Origin of the sequence: Paenibacillus sp. FSL E2-0151 (genome assembly GCF_037993015.1) — a bacterium.
In the GTDB taxonomy this organism is placed as follows: Bacteria; Bacillota; Bacilli; order Paenibacillales; family Paenibacillaceae; genus Paenibacillus; species Paenibacillus amylolyticus.
In genome coordinates, this window is the sequence record NZ_CP150308.1 from 6693310 (window position 1) to 6712224 (window position 18915).

The following is an 18915-nucleotide window of genomic DNA, read 5'->3' on the forward strand; positions in this document are numbered from 1 at the left end:
ATTCCATCCTCCTTCAGACAAGGCTTAGCGCCGATTGGCAACCTTGTCCCATTCTTTGTCGAGTGTATCTAGATAGTTGTCGATGTTTTGGTTCTGCAAAAAGGACTGTACGATGGAATTCAACTGCACGGCAGCCGGAATATAGTGATCGGCAAAGTCAACAACCTTGCCCTGCTCGATATAAGGCATCAATTCCTGTACGGCAGGATCATCCTGCTTCACATCTTCTACCGCAGAGAACAGCGTCTGTTCATCAATGTACCTTCCGATATTTTCAGACTTTAACAGGAATGCAATAAACGTCTCTGCCTGCTCGCGATTAGGCGTGTCCGCCGCAATGGTAAACAGGGAGTCGATCCCGTTCACCAGCTTGATCTCGCTCGCATCATTGCCCGTAGGGAATGGGAAGAAACCGATGTCTACATTCGGGTTCGCTTTGCGAATCTCCGAGATGGCCCAGGTTCCCTGGATGTACATAAAGGCTTCACCGTTAGCGAAGGCACGGTTACCGTCCGAATAAGCTTTACCAAAGTTATCGCCGTGACCGTATTTCATGAGTTCCAGTTGCTTCTCAGCTACCTCGCGGTACTTCTCCTTGAATGTCACTTTGTTATCGCGTCGCTCTTGGTAGAAATCAATACCGACCAGATTGGAGGCCAGTGCATTGAACGGCAGGCTCGTCTGCCAGTCATCCTTGTATGTGAAATAAAATGGAATCTCACCTGCATCCTTAATCTTTTGGGCGGTCGTAATGAGTTCATCCCACGTCTTGGGCACATCCAATCCCATTTCCTTAAACAGCGTTTTGTTGTACATGATGCCGTTTGCATTAGTCGCGTAAGGAATACCTGTCACTTCGTCCATACCTGTGAGATCCTTCAGCATTTGTATGTAGTTCGGATCAATCGTCTGGAGTAATGAGCTGTCCGTCAGATCGGTGAAAATATCACTCTGGGCCAGGATCGAATACGTATCCGTTGCCCCCATGGCCATAATATCCGGAATATCATTTTTGACGACACGCGTCTTCAGTACTGTCTCCGCATCGGGCGGATTCACCTGTGTCACTTGGATATCGTCATGCTCCGCATTAAACGTTTTAATTAATTCATCAAAGGTTGTTTTAGCTTCAGGCTTGTTCTGGAAAAATTCAATCTGCACTTTGCCATTCGCGCTATCTCCACTGGTACAGGAAGATAAAAGTACAGCCATCATTCCACACAGCAACATTGTCCCGAGAGCCTTGGTAAGCGTTGTTCTCATGTTGTACCTCCCTCAGCTTAATATACGTAAAGATTTACCCATCCAAATGGTGAAATAACCATTTGGTTAATCCTTCCAAACCGACTTCAATCTGAATGGATAATATACGTCTTTATTATTTCTAAAACGGTTTCGGTAAAAATGAATCACGGCAGTTCTTCCCATGACCTGAATCAGGCATAACAAAAAGGACACTGGATGATATCCAATGTCCCTCATTTAATAAGCTTATATTCAGCCACTGTAACGCTTTTATCCAACCTATTACGAACGTTCTGCTTTCGGCAAAGCATTACGTAAACGCTTGGCCCGATAACTCTGATATGCACGAATCAACATGCCAATGATAATCATGACCACACCGATGTTAATTGCGACATCAGCGAGATTCAAAATCCCGCGTCCTGACGGAAATACGAGGAAATCCGTTACCCGGGCATAGATAAATCGATCGATTGCATTTCCCAACGCCCCGCCAACCATAAAACCCGCGCCAGCTTGCATCCAGAAACCGCGAATCTCACCTTTACTCCGGTAATACAGCATGCCCGCTATGAACAGAACAGCAATCACACCAAACAAACGCGCATTTCCCTGAAACATGCTGCCCGCCATTCCACTGTTCTCGTAATGCTGTAACTGCATGCCTGAGTTACCCAGTCTCATGACGTCGCCAACTTCCATATACATCCTCACTGCAATCTTGGTTCCCTGGTCCACCAAAGTCACCAGCAGTGCTACAAAATAAAACAGCATCGTGCTTCTCCTCCTGCCTACGTAGCAATAACTTATTTTAACTTTAAGAGTTATGTATATTAGGTTCCCTTCACTTTAACACAGCCGATGTACGGTCTCCAAATGAACGGTCTTTAACCACGCAAATAACGTCCACTAACATCGTTCAGACTGCATCCAGAAGGGACTACACCAATCCATGTCGAATGTAGACATCAATCATATACGTAAAGGGGATGCCTGTAATTTGAACCTGACCACGACAGAGAAATTAAAGGAAATGCAACAGGAAGAAAAGGACTTGGTATTTGACACATTTGATTCTGAAATGGCACTTAACCTTGGCCTGCATCTGGTTGAAGAAGCGAAGCGTCGTTCCCAAGCCGTGACCATCGACATCACCCTGGAGGGGCATCGTCTCTTTTTGCATGCGATGGAAGGCACTCATCCCGACAACGAAGACTGGATTCGACGCAAAAACAACGTGGTGAATCATTTCTCCTCCAGTTCTTGGCATACCGCCCTGCGGTTGAGAAGCGAAAACCAGACACTTGAGCAAGACTTCAATCTGCCTGCATCGGACTATGTTCTGGCTGGTGGTGCTTTCCCGCTGATTCTGGAAAATGAGGGACAGGTCGGCACCATTACAGTATCGGGTTTGCCTGATGAGGAAGACCATGATCTGGTCACGACAGGTATCCGCTCGTTTTTGTTGCAGCAAGGTTAGATTAAAATGAGCAAAAAAATCCGTACCTGGGATAGGCACGGATTTTCTTCTTTTTCCTGTAGTTAAATTCCTGCGTTTATTGGATCGCCGAGAGAACGTCCAGCAGCATGGATTTGAACTTGGGCCGATCAATCGCCTCACAGACACGTACATTCGGCTCTTTGCCAAAACGTCCGTTGATATCAACCACACTGTATCCACGTGTCAACTCTCCTGCAGCTTCCACATCCACATAATATTGACCCGACTTGGTCATGATGGATTCATCTGCCGCAACAGCCATTAGCAACGTATCGGGATGAGTGGTGCCATTCAGCTTATGTACCGACTTGTTGAACTGCATAACTACTTTGTTGATTGCAGTGAAGAAATCGGCACCCGATGTACCGAGAGCTGCAATCTCTGCATGATCGTCATCGTCCATCACTGAATATTGCGTGCACATCTCCCACCCAACCATCGTGATCGGAATGCCTGCATGCAGTACAATTTTCGCTGCTTCCGGGTCCACGTAGAAGTTATACTCCGCCGCCGGTGTGATATTGCCAAGTGCATTATTGGTTCCGCCCATGATGTACAGGTGAGCAATCTCCGGAATAATCGTTGGGTCCTTTTGGATCGCCATTGCAATATTCGTCAGCGGGGCAATCGCCAGAAGTTCAATTTCACCTGGATGTGCATGCACCTTCTCAATGATAAAATCAACCGCATGCCCGCTCTCGGGACGCTGATCTGCCTTCGGGAAATGCGCGCCGCCCATACCATCATCCCCATGCACATCTTCCACTGTGCGGTGCTGAGCTTTACCGTAGGCCATTAGCGGACGCTCGCAACCTTTATACACAGGTACCTTGCCGCCATGTCCAGCAACCTGTACCGTGTACAGGGCATTTTCAACCTCTTGGTCGAATTGTACGTTACCGCCCGTAATGGTGATGCCCTCCACCTGAAAGTGATGCAATGCTGTCAGGATCGCAATCGTATCGTCTCCTGCTGTATCTGTATCGATGATGACTCTTCTCATGATGCCGCGCTCCTTCTTCCGTTTAATAGTACATTCTATAAAACACTATGTCTTATTTTACATCAAAAACGTACCAATGACGATGGAAACGCCGATGATAATCGAACGCAGCAGCTGAGCTACCGCCATATTGCCTCGTGCAATTTCGTCACACACCCGCATCTTCGGAATCAGGAAATCAAATATAATATAGACCAGGCACAGCACAATAATTCCAAACGCCGACCACAGCAGCATATCCAACCACGAATGCGTCGAGAAAGATACCATGCCCACAATAATACACAGTCCCAATAATTTGCTACCCATGTACATGCCCGCCGCTTCGTTACCTTTGGCGATTTCCTCACTATCGTTATACCGGGTCAATTTGCTAAAAGCGAAATATCCACATACCAATACCACCAGCAGAATGCCTACACCCACCGCAATATTCACGAGGTTTAATCCCAAGTTCTCCATTCCTTCTCCTCCTCATCATTCATCCGTTCACGAGCCGTAGCCGCGCAATAATAGGCCATATCTCCGGTTACTTTCTCCCCGACCCGTGGTAGCATCCCAGCCAAACGCCCACCGATAACAAACACCCCTGTAAGCAGATAACCGCTGTATGCTCCAGCTTCCGTCTCGATCACAACCTGTTCCATCGGAACCAGCTGCTGATAGATTTTGGGCTGATTTTCGTAATACGCTGTAATCTCTTCATCCTCGTCTGTTGACCCAGATGCAAGATTGGATTCCAGCGCCTCGTTAAGAGGATGCTCCATATCCTGCTTTCCAAAGGCATTGTCCGTTCCTCCATCCAGCAAAAGAGTTCCTCTGCCTTCGCGCCCCCAATAGCTCTTGGCTACATATGGCATGGCGTTCAGCTCGAAAGGCTCCGCCGAAAAATAGGTTGGCAGCAGATATTGGGAGATCACGTCCATCTCTGCTTCATCAAAGAGGGTAAACCCGCAATATTCCGGGGTTTGCTCGTTCCGCTCGTAGAGCGACCAGATTGCCGCCATGAAACCTTTGCTCTGCATCAGTACATGCTGAACCGGATTCATCAGGCCTAGTCGTCCCTCCCGTACAAGTTCAAGCAGCGCAGCCCCAATCTCCACCCCTGTCGTCTCATCTCGATCATCGATCAGATACTCCAGTGGATAAAGGCGATACAGTAGATTAATCTCCCGACCCTTATGGTAAAGCGCCTCTCCCGGAACAATCTCCAGTTCCTCAAGTGGAGCATAGAAAACCTCGTATCCCGCTTCCTGACAACGTCTCATCAGGTATTCCGTATTCGTTCGGTCTTCGACATGTTCGCCAAAAGAAGTGAATGTCACCGGACCCTTTAATCCCTGCTCTGTATAGAATTCCAGCCACATCTTGAAACATTCCCGAATACGTGTATCCATCTCGGCAGATGGCGCAGTTAACGCGGCATCCTCAGCAAGACCGACCAGGATATTTTCCAATGCAGCAGCCTCCGGTATGCCCGTTGGAGTGTCCGTATTATTTTCAATACACTTGGGCCCAGCTTCTCCGATAATCCAGTCCTGACGGGTAATGCCTCCAGTTACCAACTCCATACGTGCCGCCGGGATAAGCCCCGGATGAATACCCAACTGATGCTCTAAAAAAGAATCCGGCATATATTGCTGGATAAATCGCATCACTTTACAGTAAATGCCGTCTACCGCCTCGGCTGCCGCACGCAGCTCCTGCATCTCCGAGGGAGAATAGACCGTCAATGCAGGCACACAATATTGCTTCCCGTACATTCGATGATATGGAATCTGTTGTTCCGTTTCACCCTGAAATACCTCTTCGTGACTTAACGGTAGTTGAACCACTTGCCTCATCCGGTTATCCTCCCGAGCTGCGGAAGAAGCTACCGAAGCCGCTTGATTTGGACTTGGATTTGCTATAGGAGCTGTTACTGTCCTTATTGCTTCGATACGACGACCCACCGTAGTAATAGTGCCCACTGCTGGAATCATATTCACATCCGGTATCATACTCCGGGTCACATTCATCATTGTTGCTACCACAACCGGATAACACGGCAGGAACCGCCAGCATCAGGGAGAAAGCAACCAACTTTGCTTTTGATCCGGGTTTCGATGCTTGCCCCCGCTCTTGGTCACTCATCACAGATCCACCTCTTTCATATAAAACAACACTTTCTTGCGATCCGCATCCAGCACGGAATACAGGAACTCATACGTCTTGCCACCGCGAACCATGTAATGGTCCAGCAGTTGTTCGGCAAGCTCCATCGTATAGGTGGAGGATACTGTGAGTTCCAATTCCTGAAATGAACTTCCATTCCACAACATATACTCTGCACTATACATGGAAGACATTTTGCACATCGCCAGCGCAGCATCCGCAATGGCTGCACCGTACTCGTCCGGCATCTGTTGGTCATACGCCGTCACGTATACTGCATGTTCCCGCCCATCCTGGCATTCATTGGACAGATGCGCCCAGAGTTTGTTTTTCACCAGGGTGGCATCCACCAGTTTGCGCATGAACAGTTCATCTCGTGTGACTGAAGCCTGTTCCAGCACCCCCGTCTCCGCCTGTCGATCATCCGACCAACTCCGATACGTCAATGAATAATAGATACCGATAACCTCCCTTTTTGCGAGCTCTTAGGTGAGCCGTTTCAATTCATACAAACGTATTTAACGCATCAGAAGGAAAAAAGTTACACTAGTGAATCAATTTCATAGTACCTTTAGCTGCTTCAAATCAAGGCTAGACATAGATCAAAATGGTTTAATTTGTCTATGTGTAGTTACAAAACTTCATTTTTAGTGATTTATGAAATTGATTCTATTCACCATGACATGTAATAAAGAACATGTTGGCTACCTTCGTTCTCCGATTAACGAAGCAGGAAATAACATACTGTTTTCTACTTTTAGTATGTAATCCAGTTCAAAAAGGCCGGAGAAGACTCTCCGACCGCACTTTTTTTAATCTTATGCTCATGCCATTCTGACTTATAACTCAGCCCACTGTGCCAATACATCATTATATTCAGCGGACAATTGCTCGCGATCATTCCAGATTTGTTCCAGTTCAAGCGGATTGTTCTGCACCATTTCCAACTGTTGATCCAGCACCTGAATCTCTGCCTCAAGACGAGCCAACGTCTGTTCCAGCTTCTCCGCAGATTGTTGGTTGCCACTGCCACTTCTATGTTTCGATGCAGTTGCTGCCGAAGGAGTCAACGCCTTACCTGATTCAGTAGAAGCTTTATGATCATGACTTCCACCGGCAGCTACAACAGTGGATCCGTTCATTGTCGAGGTTGCTCCTGGCTTCTTCCCTGATCTGGCAGTCCCGCCGGGCGCGGACGTTAAACCTGACTTCATCTCTGACTTGGTGTTCCCACGAGAAGAAACGCCCACGCCTGCTGTAGCCTGAGTTGTCGCCGCCGCACGAGCTTGCAAATCAAGCTTCTTCTCACGATACGCCTCATAGTCTCCCAGATAAGCGGTCATCTGACCGTCCTCCAGTTCCCAGACACGGGAAGCGAGGCGATTGACGAAGTACCTATCATGCGAGATGGCAAGTACGGTTCCTTCAAAATCAACCAGTGACTCTTCCAGCGCTTCTCTCGATGCGATATCCAGATGGTTGGTTGGCTCATCGAGCAACAGTACATTGGGTTTACGTTGCACCAGCAGAGCCAAACGCAGACGCGTCCATTCCCCGCCAGATAATTGCCCGACAGAGCGGAATACATCCGCTCCATAGAACAAATATCGTGCCAGAATTCCGCGAGCCTCTCCCTCTTCCACGCCTGCTTCTAGACGGAAGTATTCGAGCACATTCAGCTTTGGATTCGTAGGTTCCTCCTGTTGAGCCAGATACCCGACATCCACACGCGCCCCCCACTCCAGCTTGCCCGCATTGGGCTGCTCGTCACCAAGCAACAGCTTGAACAGTGTCGTCTTGCCGGAGCCATTGCGGCCAATGAGTGCAATTTTATCTCCATATTCCAGCAGACCCGAGACCCCGTGCAGGATTTCACGCTCACCATAGCTCTTCTCGACCTGTTCCAATACCGCTACCCGTTTACCCGTTCGATCCGTAGGACGCACATCGAACTCGGCATTTCGGCGCTCCAGTACAGGACGCTTCACCTGTTCCATCCGCTCGATGGCTTTACGCATAGAAGCCGCCCGTCTGAAGAACTTTTCATTCCCACCAACTCGGCCCCACTCCTCTAACTGGCGGATCGTTTCTTTCATTTTTTTGATAACCTTCTGCTGCTCCTTGAACTCCTCGAATTGCTGCAACAGCCGTTGTTCCTTCACTTTCATATATTCCGTATAACCGCCAGCAGATGTTTCCGCTTCTCCATCCTCCAGCTCCAGTGTTCGATTCACGACCCGATCCAAAAAATAGCGATCATGCGAGATCAGGACAATGGTGCCGGGATATTCTCGTAAAAATCCTTCCAGCCACTCAACCCGCTCCAGATCAAGATGGTTTGTCGGCTCATCCAGCAATAACAGGTCGGGTCTTACGATTAGCTGTGAAGCCAGAACCACCCGAGTCTGCTCCCCACCAGACAGGGAACCAAAGCGCCAACCATAGTGTGCCTTGGCGATATCCAAACCGTCCGCCACCTGATCGATCCGGGCATCCATTTCGTATCCACCCTCACGCTCGAACTGGTCTTGCAGTGCCGCGTAGCGTTTCAGTAGGCGCTCCAATTGAGTAGGGTCTGCTGCACATGCCGGATCGGACATCTGTTGCTCCATTTCCTTCATTTGCGTGCGACATATCATAAGCTCCTTGAATCCAAGACTCAGTACATCCAGTACGGTATGGTCATCCAATCCTTCTGGAACCTGAGCCACATATCCCATTCGTGTATCTTTCTTGATCATCAATTGCCCTTCATCCGGCTTGTTCAGTCTTGCCATCAGGCGCATAAGTGTGGTCTTGCCGCTTCCGTTGCGGCCAATCAGGGCGACCTTGTCACCTTCCATAATTTCAAACGTAATGCCGTCCAGCACCAGATGTGCTCCGTGGTATTGAGTCAGTTGTTGCGCGCTAATCATTATCATAATAAGGTTCCTCCTATGGTATGGAAGATCCTGACCGCAACACAAAAAGAGCCGCAGGAGGTTAGCTCCGCGGCCCTTCAGAATTCAAGCAATATCGCTTATCGTCCGAAAGAGGTCAAGGCAGGCATCTTCTCGCAAATGTTAACTTCCGTATATTCAAAATTGGACAGACTTCTCCCGTTGGTCAGAAAAGTATGAACAATGCCAGCCATAGCAATCGGCAGCTGGCTAATACGGTTGTTAAGCATCTCGTGATTCACCTGTCTTCACCTCCCTTGTCATAATTAATGTCAATATATCACAGACGAATGCGTTTCCGCAACCATCCCTTCGCCCAATTCAATCATACTGTACAGTAGTTTCATTCTTACGCTTAATTCCTGCCCCGTCGCCGAAGCATTACATCCCTGATCGCTACCGTAATGAGTGTTAACATTCCCGCGGTACCCAGTGATGCGCCCAGCAGGGCATATCCGATGCCATTCCACCCGCCAATATCGATGCTGATCATGATTACAACGGCACCGCCGAGCAAGGCCACACATGGCAATATATATTGAACCCACGTCATTCGCCGTCCTTGCAATCGGTAAATAAGCCATTCAATCAGCAGCAGCACCGCCCACATTCCCAATGTCCACAAGATCAGTACTTCCATAAGGTTCCCCTCCTGTTGCTGGATGGATTAAGCCCTTTGTTACAGACCTTACGTTACTTCAACCAATCCGAGAAAAAGTGTCGGTACCCTTCTTTCATCTTCGTGCGCGAAAAGGCACCAAACGCATACTCCCGGTTGTCTTCTGACACACTACGAGGCGCAGCCGCAGCCATGTTCACCAGTTCAAACCAGTTATCCTCGTTGCCTGCAAAGGCATGCGTGGATCGAATATGACCGTAGCAAGCATGCTCCGGTTTCACGACCATTTTGCCCATCGCCATCGCTTCCGTCAACGGCATCGCAAATGTATCAAAGGCCGAACAGTTCCAATACACCTTGGATGAGTTCATCAACGTAAATATCTCATCCTGCGTGAGCGCAAACTTCAGCTTCACGTTGGAAGGAATGTCGTACTTCTTCATGGTTTCCTTATAGCGTACACCGCCAAACACCATATATACTTCCTTGTCCGGGTTCTGCCGAGCGTATTCCAGCACCAGATCCGGGCGACGATTCGCCTCATCCCTACCGATCCAGAGCACCCGATTATGCACAACCTGACTCGGATCATAGTGCCGGTTCGCCAGCTCTTCGCTAAAGCCAATCGGAATAACGTTCACGTCATGTACACCGAAATTGCGACCCAGCTCTGTTTTCAAAAACTCCGTCTGTACAATGGCTTTATCCACCATCGTATAAAATGGCTTCATCATCTCATATCCCGTTAGCGCGGGATCGGGGAAACTGTGCGGGAACAATACACTTTTCGGTAAGAACATCTTTAAAAATGTAAACCCGGATACGGTGTAGATAACATGCTCTATATTCTGGCTATGAATCTGGTCCAGCACGATATCGTAGTTCACCAGGTCACCTTTCTCATGCTCATAACCCGGCAACCAGTCGTATCCGCTGACATGACGCTCCGGCGAGATGAACACAATATCCACGCCCAGCTCCAGACCAATCTGCTTCAGCCGATCCGCAAATACGCGTGGCCCCTGTGCTTCCGTGAATTGAATTTTACGCATAACAAGTCCGACTTTACGCAAGCTTCTCACCCCTCATTTCTATTCCTCATCCAAGTGCTTCATGCACTGTTCCAGCGTCGCTGCCGTCTCATGCCACTGGTTACGCAACTGTTCCTTCGGCCACACACATTCCTCACTTCTCAGGTCACCATCAATTAAACACAGCATCCAGAGTGAGAATACAATAGCATAAGCGTCGTACCATTCTGCAAAAGAAACCCGTTCAATCTGTACGCCCAAGCTCCCCAGTTTGTCCAAATAAACATCCATAACCCGCTCTCGCAATGCAGGCGTAACCGTTCTGGGAAACAGTGGATGCGAGAGATCCACCAGATGATATATATCCCACAGTGGCGTATTCAGATGGGCATGCTCCCAGTCCAAGATGACCAGTCTGCCGTCCACCTCAGCCATGTTACCGGGATGCAGGTCTCCGTGACACAAAACGGTTGGAAGTTGCTCCTCAGCTGTGACGATCAACGTGGTAATCTTGTCCCAATCCGATGAAGACAACCCCATATCCAGTCTGGACAACAGGTCATCCGTAGATTGTCTGTGCATTTGCAACTCATCCAATATTGTGCGAATAGACGGTTTCTGGCCCACGCGAGGCAGCTCACTCCAATCCGTAACAGGCAATGCATGCCATGCTGCCATATGTGCCGCTACGCCGAGCATCGTCGCTTCTTGCGAATCATGTACCAGTTGCCCCAGATCCTCGTAGATCATCCAGCTCTGTGCTGGAGCAATGGTAAGATCCGACGCTGCAATGAGTTGCGGATAGATTGGTGGTAAGCCAGACATCACACGCTTGTACATCCATCGTTCCCGTCCATGCTGTACAGGATTCGTTAACGGTTTGAAAATATAACTTTCACCGCTAGGAACAGTGAATCGCTCCACATATCGTCCGTTCATTCCTTTATACAACTGTTCACGGCTTGTTATATATTGATCATTCAGCATTCCTTCGGGCGTCACCCAGCTGTATGCATCCAACTCTTCGTTCACGCTACCCACCATCCATTTCGTTCTCCCTGCTACTCCGATGTTGATTTCTATTCATCATACGTTGCCGCTCACAAGCCTGCAAGCTTTGGTCGTAAGCGCTTATTCAGTGTCTCAATTCAGAGTTTCAAAATTGCTTATTGCATTTTGGTTAGTAATCACTTACTATACAATCATGAAGAACAAATCTCATGTGGATAGCAAAAAGAAAGATATCCTACAAGCGGCGATGCGCTTGTTCGCAACCAAAGGCGTTGACGGCATATCCGTCAAAGAGATCGGTGACGCCGCCGGAGTAACCGATGCGGCGATCTACAAACATTTTAAAAACAAAGATGCCGTTGCCCTGGAAGCCTTCACCCAATACTGTGTCGACTATACTGCACTGATTGACGGGTATGTTCGACAGGAAGGTCCGGTGTTGGAACGCTTCAAGCAACTGGTTACCGAGGTTCTCCATCTGCATGATGAAGATCCCTACGGACTGCTGCTGATTTCACAGAATCATGAAATATTCATTGAAGCCGGAAGCAGCGAGGATTACCGTCAGCCATTGGATGCGTTAATGGATCTGATCGATCAGGGAATGATGCGGGGCGAACTGCCTCAGCAGGATTCACGGCTCACAGCCGTGCTGGTGATCGGTGCAATTACACGTATGGCGGTCTCCAGTATGCAAGGTGAACTACCGGAGCTGTTGGTACCTTATACGGGGGAAACGGTTCACAGACTTGCATCGATGTTAGGGCAGGTACCCCAGGAGTAACAATGGAGATGGGATGAAGCTAGAAATGGATTAGCGGAGCGTAGGGAAAACGACGTGAGCAACTACATTGTTTCCGAAGGAAACAACCTTCGTAAGTTTCCGCTTATTTCGGCTGAATCCCATATTCGATGCAGATGATGCTGCTAGGCATGATTTGTAATCAAATACGGACTTGTTGAATAACTTCTAAAGAGAATCGTCAGCATACCATTAGGATATAAGAATGGATTACCGGGTCACACGTGACCTTTTCTTTTTGCACATGAGGTTAGTGTTCATTAACTAAAATAGTCAGGACGTGTCATCTTCCATGAAAAAAATATTAATTATTCAAGGCAATCCCGTCTCCCCCAGTTACAACGGCGCACTAGCCGAAGCTTACCGTAAAGGTGCGGTGCAGGCGGGTGCCGACGTCCGCATGATCACCCTGAACGAGTTGGCGTTCAACATGAATCTGGAGGGAGGATATCGTAATAAACTTCCACTTGAACCAGATTTGCTACAAGCTCAAGAAGCGATTAAGTGGGCTGAGCATCTTGTATGGGTATTCCCAATCTGGTGGGGAGGACCGCCTGCCCTGTTGAAAGGTTTCGTTGACCGAATCTTCATGCCAGGTTACGCCTTCAAGTATCAAAAAGGAAAACCTTTCCCGGATCAACTGCTCAAAGGCCGCACCGCTCGCATGATCACCACGATGGATGGTCCAAGCTGGTACTTCAAATGGTTCCAAGGTGAGCCTGCGCATAAAATGATGAAAATCTCCACATTTGCACTGACTGGCATCAAACCTGTGCGGATAACAACTGTAGATCAAGTTGGTAAAAAGTCAGATGAACAGAGAAAGAATTGGCTTGATAAGATTGAGCAGCTTGGGCGGAAGATGGGGTAAAGATTTCTGCAAGAAAGCCTCATGGGAAGTATATACTTCTCTCCAGATTTTCACGTTGTAAGTTAAATCAAAAATCTGTGGATACGCGCAATTTGAAGGTAGTCCTGTAATCTGCAAGTGGCACAATTGTAATTATAGTCTGACTTATAACAGAAAGCAGAAATGTGCCTATTCCCAGTTACAAAAAAAGGGTTGTCCCCTACGTCTTGAACAAGACGTAGGGGACAACCCTTTTAGTATTCATTATGATCTAACGAACCGTAAACACGTTATTAGCGCCATTTCCGATAAGTCTGAGGTTTAACGAATCGTAGACGCGTTATATCCTCGATCTGTGTATCATTTAATGATTTTAAACTAGTTTGCACCGGAATAACTTCACTGAGGTTCGTTACATTTTGCATTCCACGCTAAATCGCCATTTAACACTGACTCGGTTCGTTAGCGACTTGCCCATCTACAAATACAAACAACGCATTACCTAAACGAAATACGACCTGATGGATGCTCAGGCAAAATAGCTGTAACCAACTGCTGCACAGCCGGATGATCAGACTGCATTACCGAATCCCCGGCATCACCGCTATATACCAGCTTTCCCTGATCCATCACGGCAATGCGGTCACAGATCGTCATGGCAGCTCGAATGTCATGTGTGATAAAAAGGTAAGACAACCCGTAGGATGCTCTTAACTCTCCCAGTAAGGATAGGATTTGCGTCTGGTGCACCATATCCAGGCTGCTGATCGACTCGTCCAGTACGATTAACTTTGGCTTGAGCGCAATGGCTCGTGCGATGTTAACTCGCTGTAATTGCCCACCGCTGAACTGGTGCGGAAGCTTGCTCCCATCCTCAGGTGTAAGCCCAACCTGCTCAAGCAGTTGTCCGACCACACGAAGTTGTTCTTTTGCCGAAAATCGCTCGTAATTATCCAGTGGCTCACCGATGATCTGCGCGGCAGTCATGAGTGGATTCACAGCCGAATAACAGTCCTGGAATACGACCTGCAGATCGCGCCGTAATCCCTTAAGCACGGGTTTGCTGGATCGATAGATATCCTGACCCTGAAACAAAACCTGACCCTGGCTGGGCTTCTCCAGACCAAGAATGATTTTACCCAAGGTACTTTTACCTGCCCCGCTCGTACCCAGGAGCCCCAGACACATACCCTTTTCGATCGTAAGTGAGATATCTGCCAGCACAGGAGGACGCGCTCCCGAACGATCCAGCCAGTTGCGTTTGCCATAGCTATGGCTTACTCCACGTACCTGAAGCATCAGGTCATCCTCCTCTCTTGTACTTGGCAGAAGCAATCTCCGAAGAAGCCGAATTTACACATCACCATGTTCATTCCACCCCTACGCCTACCCACTCAAAACACAGTGTATTCCCGCTCTACACATACACTCACTGAACAATTCAACTCATCTGTCATTCGCTATCGTCCTAAATACATACTGGGTCTGGCATTTAACAACATCCGTGTATACTCATGCTGCGGGTGATCGAACAGTTGGTACACATCCGCCTGCTCCACAATTCGCCCCTTCTGCATGACCGCGACTTCATCCGCCATTTGCGAGATCACGCCCAGATCGTGGGAGATGAGCAAGATGGATGTGCCATACTCCGTACGTAGCCGATCCAATTCCTGAAGCACCTTGAACTGATTCACGACATCCAGTGCCGTCGTTGGTTCATCCGCAATAACCAAAGCCGGTCGCAGGCACATCGATATGGCGATCATCACACGCTGCAACATACCGCCACTCAGTTGGAAGGGATATCTCTTCATCAGTTTAGCTGGTTCGGGTAAGTTCATATCTGCCAAGGCAGCAATGGCCCGCTCCCTGGCAGCTGCTTTGGACATTCCCGTATGCGTACGCAAGGTTTCAATGAATTGAGATCCAATCGTATATACGGGTGTAAAAGCATTCATCGGATTCTGCATAATAAATCCGATTTCCTTGCCACGGATGCGCCGCATCTCCTCACCTGACAACGAGCCAAGCTCCCGTCCATTCAGGTGGATGCTGCCCGACACTTCCATCCTGCGCGGATCAAGCAGATGGAGCAACGCGTTACATGTAACGGTCTTACCACTGCCACTCTCACCGACGAGACCGAAGACACGACCTTTTTTTAATTCAAAATCAATGGGCTCCAGTAACGGGACTGAACCCTCCGCTGTTCTTAGATTCACTTGCAGACCACGAACTTCGAGTACCTTCGCTGCATCATCCATCGTTACGTTCACCCCTCATATGCCTTCGATTCCGAACCACTACCTTTTTGCAATGCCATAACGCTCGGATAACGCTTCTCCCAAAATGTTGAACGTAATGACTACGAGCAGAATCAATGCCCCCGGGTAGATCATCAACTCCGGATGACTGCGAATATAACCTGTCCCCTCATGAATCATAGCGCCCCATTCTGCATTCGGTGGTTGAATACCGAGTCCCAGGAAGGACAACGCAGATATATCCATAATCGCCCAGCCCATCTCCAGCGTGCCCATCACAACAATGGGACGCTGCACGTTGGGGATGATATGTTTCCGAATAATCGTCCACGAAGAGGAGCCGCTAATCCGCGCCGCTGCGATGAAGTTCCGTTCTTTCAGACTAACGACCATGTTCCGGCAGATACGTGCATAATACACCCACTGTACCATCATGAGTGCTAGAAGCACCTGCATCAAACCTGGACCAAAGATCCCTACAATACCGAGCACCAGCACCAGATTCGGAAACGCCATAATGCCTTCACACAAGCGCATCAACAGACTGTCCACCCAACCACCAAGGTAACCGGAGATTGAACCTACAATGACACCTATGAGCAAAGATGACAGGAAGATCAGGGTAGCAAATCCAAGCGACACTCTCGCTCCATACATCAGCCTGGTGAGATTGTCGCGTCCCAGATGATCCGTTCCGAGCCAATGCTCCAGCGATGGACTCGCCAGCTTCTGCAACAGATTCACCTTCACCGGGTCATGAGGAGCAATCCATGGGGCTAATAACGCGATCACGAAGAAAAGCAATATGATCACCGAACATATCTGGATGGCTCTCTGTCCTTTAAATACCGCACGCCATTTGTTTATCAATGTTCTGCCCGTCCTTTCGCTGAAATCCGTGGGTCCATAACGAGCTGCACCAGATCAACGAGCAGATTGCATACGATGAACAGGCAGGCCGCCAGGAAGACATAACATTGAATAACGGGAATATCCCGATTAAATATCGCATCGACAAAATAACGTCCGAACCCAGGCCAGGAAAACACCTGCTCTACAATAATGGTGCCTGTGAGCAGCTTGCCCATACTCATCCCCATCCCCGTAATAAGGGGCGATATGGCGATTTTCAGGACATGCTTGAGCATAATCACTCTTTCGCGAATCCCGCGTGTTCTCGCATACTGTACATATGTCTCCTGCAATTGCTCCAGTACACTGGAACGCAACAATCGGGTGTAGACCGCAATAAGAATCAAGGAGAGTGTAATCGTAGGCAGAACCAGATTCTCCCACGATCCACGGCCCTCCACAGGCAGCCAGTCCAGCTTCACCGAGAAAAAGAAGATCAGCAAGTAACCGAGCCAGAATTGCGGAATAGATGCTCCAAAATAGGAAATCGCACGACTGACCATGTCAATCCAGCTATTCTTATACACCGCCGCCAGTATTCCCAATGGAATACTCACCAAAGCGGATAACAACATACTCCAGAGGGCTAGTTCAGCCGTAGCGGGAAGCCTTAGTTTTACTTCATCCCATACGGGTTTGTTGGTGAGATACGAAGTACCAAAGTCGAGCTTGGCAATCTTCTGAATCGTATGCACATATTGGGTTAATAAAGGCTGATCCAGACCGAACTCATGCCGTTTTTGCGCAAGCAGCTCCGGTGTTGGATAGATATGAGCGGCTGTCAGATAAGCCTCGGCCGGATCAACCGGTGAAATATGAATAAGCGCAAAGGTAACAAGTGTAGCGATAAAAACGATAGGAATGATCGCGATCATTCGTTTACCAATATAACTGATCACCAAACGTTCCTCCCTTTTATCAAGCTACATGGATCATTATTGATTGCCCAACTCAATGCCTACAAACGGATTTTCATCACGGTTTGCCGGGAAAATAAAGTTGGAAATTTTCTTCTGATATACCGCCGTTTTCTTAACATACGAGATGGGGACAATCGCCGATTGTTCCTGAAGTGTTGTCAGGATAGAGCCATACAGCTCCTGACGTTTCGTCTCATCTGTTGATGATAGTGCGGCATGCACCTGCTCGTCCAGTTCCTTTTTCATCGGCAAGGCACTGAGCGTCTCAGAGATACCAAATCCAGGGCTCGCTACAACGTTAATGAAGGAATGTGGATCATACGGAGCACCATAGTTGTACCAGAAATACAGGTCAAAATCATTGGCTTTCAAACGTTTGATCTGTACCGTCAGTTCTAGCCCAGTGAGGTTTACCTTAACCCCAAGCTCGCTCCATTCCGCCTGAATGGTCTCAGCCATCGCTTTCTGAATCGGGTCCGTCTTGTCAAAAATCATTTCGAATTCAAGCTGTTGTCCGTCTTTCTCACGAACGCTACCATTCGCAGGCATCTTCCAACCCGCTTCATCCAATAAAGCTTTGGATTGTTCCACATTATATTCGATCGGTTTCAGGTCAACATTGGTGTATGGGTAGTTTTTGGATAGTGCCGTATCTGCCGGTTCTTCCAGACCCAGAGTGATGCCTTCCACCATCGCTTTTTTGTTAAATCCTTGCTGGAGCGCCATCCGTACTCTGAGATCAGACAGCTTCGGATTGGAGGAATTCAGCAGCAGATCTCGCGTACCTACCGGATCAGACAGCTGACTCACATATTTATCGTTGTCACGAAGCTGTTGGAACGCATCCAGACTGATCATACCTTCACCATAGATCAGGTCGAGATCACCTTTTTCAAAAGCAAGCACGCGGGTTTCTGCATCAGGGATGATCTTAACCGTAATCTGATCCACCTTCGGTGCGGTTCCCCAATAATTCGGGTTGCGTTTGAAAACAGCATATTCGTCCTGCTTGTAATCAGCCAGCATCCACGGGCCCGTTCCAACTGGCTCTTTGATGCCTTGGGATGTATCTCCGTCATCCGGGAATCCGGCTTCACCCAGGAAGCGGAAAGGACGAACCACCGACAAGTCCTGAAGAACAGGATAATACGGCTCTGTGAGTGTCATGCGGAAAGTCTGATCGTCCACAACCTCTGTCTTGTCGAGCACACCTACAATGCCCAGCCAGCTATGTGTAGCTTTATTTTTCATCACAGCGTCAAAATTCTTTTTCACAATCTCAGCATTAAATGGCGTACCATCTGAGAATTTCACACCTTGGCGAAGCTTAAATGTATATACTTTGCCGTCATCGGAGATGGTCCATGATTCTGCCAGCGCAGGTTCCAGTTTTCCGTCCTTCTGGTAACTGATCAGTGGCTCATAGAGCATGGATTGGGCAAATAATTGCGAAGGATTGTACGTGTGCGGATTCATTGTACCGATATCACGTGGCCATGACATCGTAATCGACTTCGTAGACGTTTGATCCGAAGCAGCAGATGAGGATTCATCTCCACTTCCTGTATTGCTGCAACCCACAATAACGAATAACAACAAGAGCATAGTTGCCAACGTGAGGGCCGAAGATTTGCGATGTTGTACAGACATGGATGTTGAAC

The 18915-nt window shown here is 48.3% G+C and carries 20 protein-coding genes; 3 read left to right on the forward strand and 17 right to left on the reverse strand.

Annotated features, from left to right (window positions below; all coding sequences use genetic code 11):
• Positions 1–24 precede the first annotated feature (24 nt).
• The gene (locus MHI55_RS29635; protein WP_340387961.1) at positions 25–1263 is read right to left on the reverse strand and encodes an extracellular solute-binding protein; all 1239 of its coding nucleotides are present in this window, start codon (positions 1261–1263) and stop codon (positions 25–27) included.
• A gap of 264 nt (positions 1264–1527) precedes the next feature.
• On the reverse strand, positions 1528–2019 hold the full coding sequence (gene lspA / locus MHI55_RS29640) for a signal peptidase II (RefSeq protein ID WP_036606631.1): 492 nt from the start codon (positions 2017–2019) through the stop codon (positions 1528–1530).
• Positions 2020–2197: 178 nt separating this feature from the next.
• Between lspA and MHI55_RS29645 the strand changes: the two genes are divergently transcribed.
• Positions 2198–2725 carry a heme-degrading domain-containing protein gene (locus MHI55_RS29645; protein ID WP_340387963.1) on the forward strand — a complete coding sequence of 176 codons (528 nt, stop codon included), beginning with the start codon at positions 2198–2200 and terminating at the stop codon, positions 2723–2725.
• A gap of 76 nt (positions 2726–2801) precedes the next feature.
• Here the strand turns inward: MHI55_RS29645 and MHI55_RS29650 are convergent, their stop codons facing one another.
• The 10 genes from MHI55_RS29650 to MHI55_RS29695 form a co-directional block, all read right to left on the reverse strand.
• A complete protein-coding gene (locus MHI55_RS29650; RefSeq protein WP_036671600.1) occupies positions 2802–3749 on the reverse strand; it encodes a nucleoside hydrolase in 948 nt (315 codons plus the stop codon).
• 57 nt (positions 3750–3806) lie between these two features.
• On the reverse strand, positions 3807–4211 hold the full coding sequence (locus MHI55_RS29655) for a DUF350 domain-containing protein (RefSeq protein WP_340387965.1): 405 nt from the start codon (positions 4209–4211) through the stop codon (positions 3807–3809).
• Positions 4193–5593 (reverse strand): glutathionylspermidine synthase family protein, encoded by a 1401-nt coding sequence (locus MHI55_RS29660; protein WP_340387968.1) that lies wholly within the window; start codon positions 5591–5593, stop codon positions 4193–4195. The genes MHI55_RS29655 and MHI55_RS29660 overlap by 19 nt, the downstream gene beginning before the upstream one ends.
• A gap of 4 nt (positions 5594–5597) precedes the next feature.
• The gene (locus MHI55_RS29665) at positions 5598–5882 is read right to left on the reverse strand and encodes a hypothetical protein (protein ID WP_036671603.1); all 285 of its coding nucleotides are present in this window, start codon (positions 5880–5882) and stop codon (positions 5598–5600) included.
• Positions 5882–6349 (reverse strand): hypothetical protein, encoded by a 468-nt coding sequence (locus tag MHI55_RS29670; protein WP_083684547.1) that lies wholly within the window; start codon positions 6347–6349, stop codon positions 5882–5884. The genes MHI55_RS29665 and MHI55_RS29670 overlap by 1 nt, the downstream gene beginning before the upstream one ends.
• Positions 6350–6742: 393 nt before the next feature.
• Positions 6743–8824 carry an ABC-F family ATP-binding cassette domain-containing protein gene (locus MHI55_RS29675; protein WP_076251855.1) on the reverse strand — a complete coding sequence of 694 codons (2082 nt, stop codon included), beginning with the start codon at positions 8822–8824 and terminating at the stop codon, positions 6743–6745.
• A 98-nt stretch (positions 8825–8922) separates the two neighbouring features.
• On the reverse strand, positions 8923–9084 hold the full coding sequence (locus tag MHI55_RS29680) for a hypothetical protein (RefSeq protein WP_017691697.1): 162 nt from the start codon (positions 9082–9084) through the stop codon (positions 8923–8925).
• A 113-nt stretch (positions 9085–9197) separates the two neighbouring features.
• Positions 9198–9482, reverse strand: a complete 285-nt coding sequence (locus MHI55_RS29685) for a YesK family protein (RefSeq protein ID WP_076251857.1) — start codon at positions 9480–9482, stop codon at positions 9198–9200.
• Positions 9483–9535: 53 nt separating this feature from the next.
• A complete protein-coding gene (locus tag MHI55_RS29690; RefSeq protein ID WP_036671606.1) occupies positions 9536–10534 on the reverse strand; it encodes a glycosyltransferase in 999 nt (332 codons plus the stop codon).
• A gap of 18 nt (positions 10535–10552) precedes the next feature.
• Positions 10553–11536, reverse strand: a complete 984-nt coding sequence (locus MHI55_RS29695) for an aminoglycoside phosphotransferase family protein (RefSeq protein ID WP_340387970.1) — start codon at positions 11534–11536, stop codon at positions 10553–10555.
• Between the two features lie 160 nt (positions 11537–11696).
• Between MHI55_RS29695 and MHI55_RS29700 the strand changes: the two genes are divergently transcribed.
• Both MHI55_RS29700 and MHI55_RS29705 read left to right on the forward strand, forming a co-directional pair.
• Positions 11697–12287, forward strand: coding sequence for a TetR/AcrR family transcriptional regulator (locus MHI55_RS29700; protein ID WP_036671691.1), 591 nt, complete (start codon positions 11697–11699; stop codon positions 12285–12287).
• 310 nt (positions 12288–12597) lie between these two features.
• On the forward strand, positions 12598–13176 hold the full coding sequence (locus MHI55_RS29705) for an NAD(P)H-dependent oxidoreductase (RefSeq protein WP_076251861.1): 579 nt from the start codon (positions 12598–12600) through the stop codon (positions 13174–13176).
• A 477-nt stretch (positions 13177–13653) separates the two neighbouring features.
• Here the strand turns inward: MHI55_RS29705 and nikE are convergent, their stop codons facing one another.
• From nikE to nikA, 5 genes are all read right to left on the reverse strand, one after another.
• Entirely contained in the window at positions 13654–14454 is an 801-nt protein-coding gene (gene nikE, locus MHI55_RS29710; RefSeq protein WP_076251863.1) for a nickel import ATP-binding protein NikE, read from the reverse strand.
• A 161-nt stretch (positions 14455–14615) separates the two neighbouring features.
• The gene (nikD, locus tag MHI55_RS29715; protein WP_047840856.1) at positions 14616–15422 is read right to left on the reverse strand and encodes a nickel import ATP-binding protein NikD; all 807 of its coding nucleotides are present in this window, start codon (positions 15420–15422) and stop codon (positions 14616–14618) included.
• Between the two features lie 39 nt (positions 15423–15461).
• On the reverse strand, positions 15462–16292 hold the full coding sequence (gene nikC, locus MHI55_RS29720) for a nickel ABC transporter permease subunit NikC (protein ID WP_036606611.1): 831 nt from the start codon (positions 16290–16292) through the stop codon (positions 15462–15464).
• Positions 16289–17233, reverse strand: a complete 945-nt coding sequence (gene nikB, locus MHI55_RS29725) for a nickel ABC transporter permease subunit NikB (RefSeq protein WP_253504072.1) — start codon at positions 17231–17233, stop codon at positions 16289–16291. Before nikB ends, nikC begins: the two co-directional genes overlap by 4 nt.
• Positions 17234–17269: 36 nt before the next feature.
• Positions 17270–18904 carry a nickel ABC transporter substrate-binding protein gene (nikA, locus tag MHI55_RS29730; RefSeq protein WP_340387972.1) on the reverse strand — a complete coding sequence of 545 codons (1635 nt, stop codon included), beginning with the start codon at positions 18902–18904 and terminating at the stop codon, positions 17270–17272.
• Positions 18905–18915 lie beyond the last annotated feature (11 nt).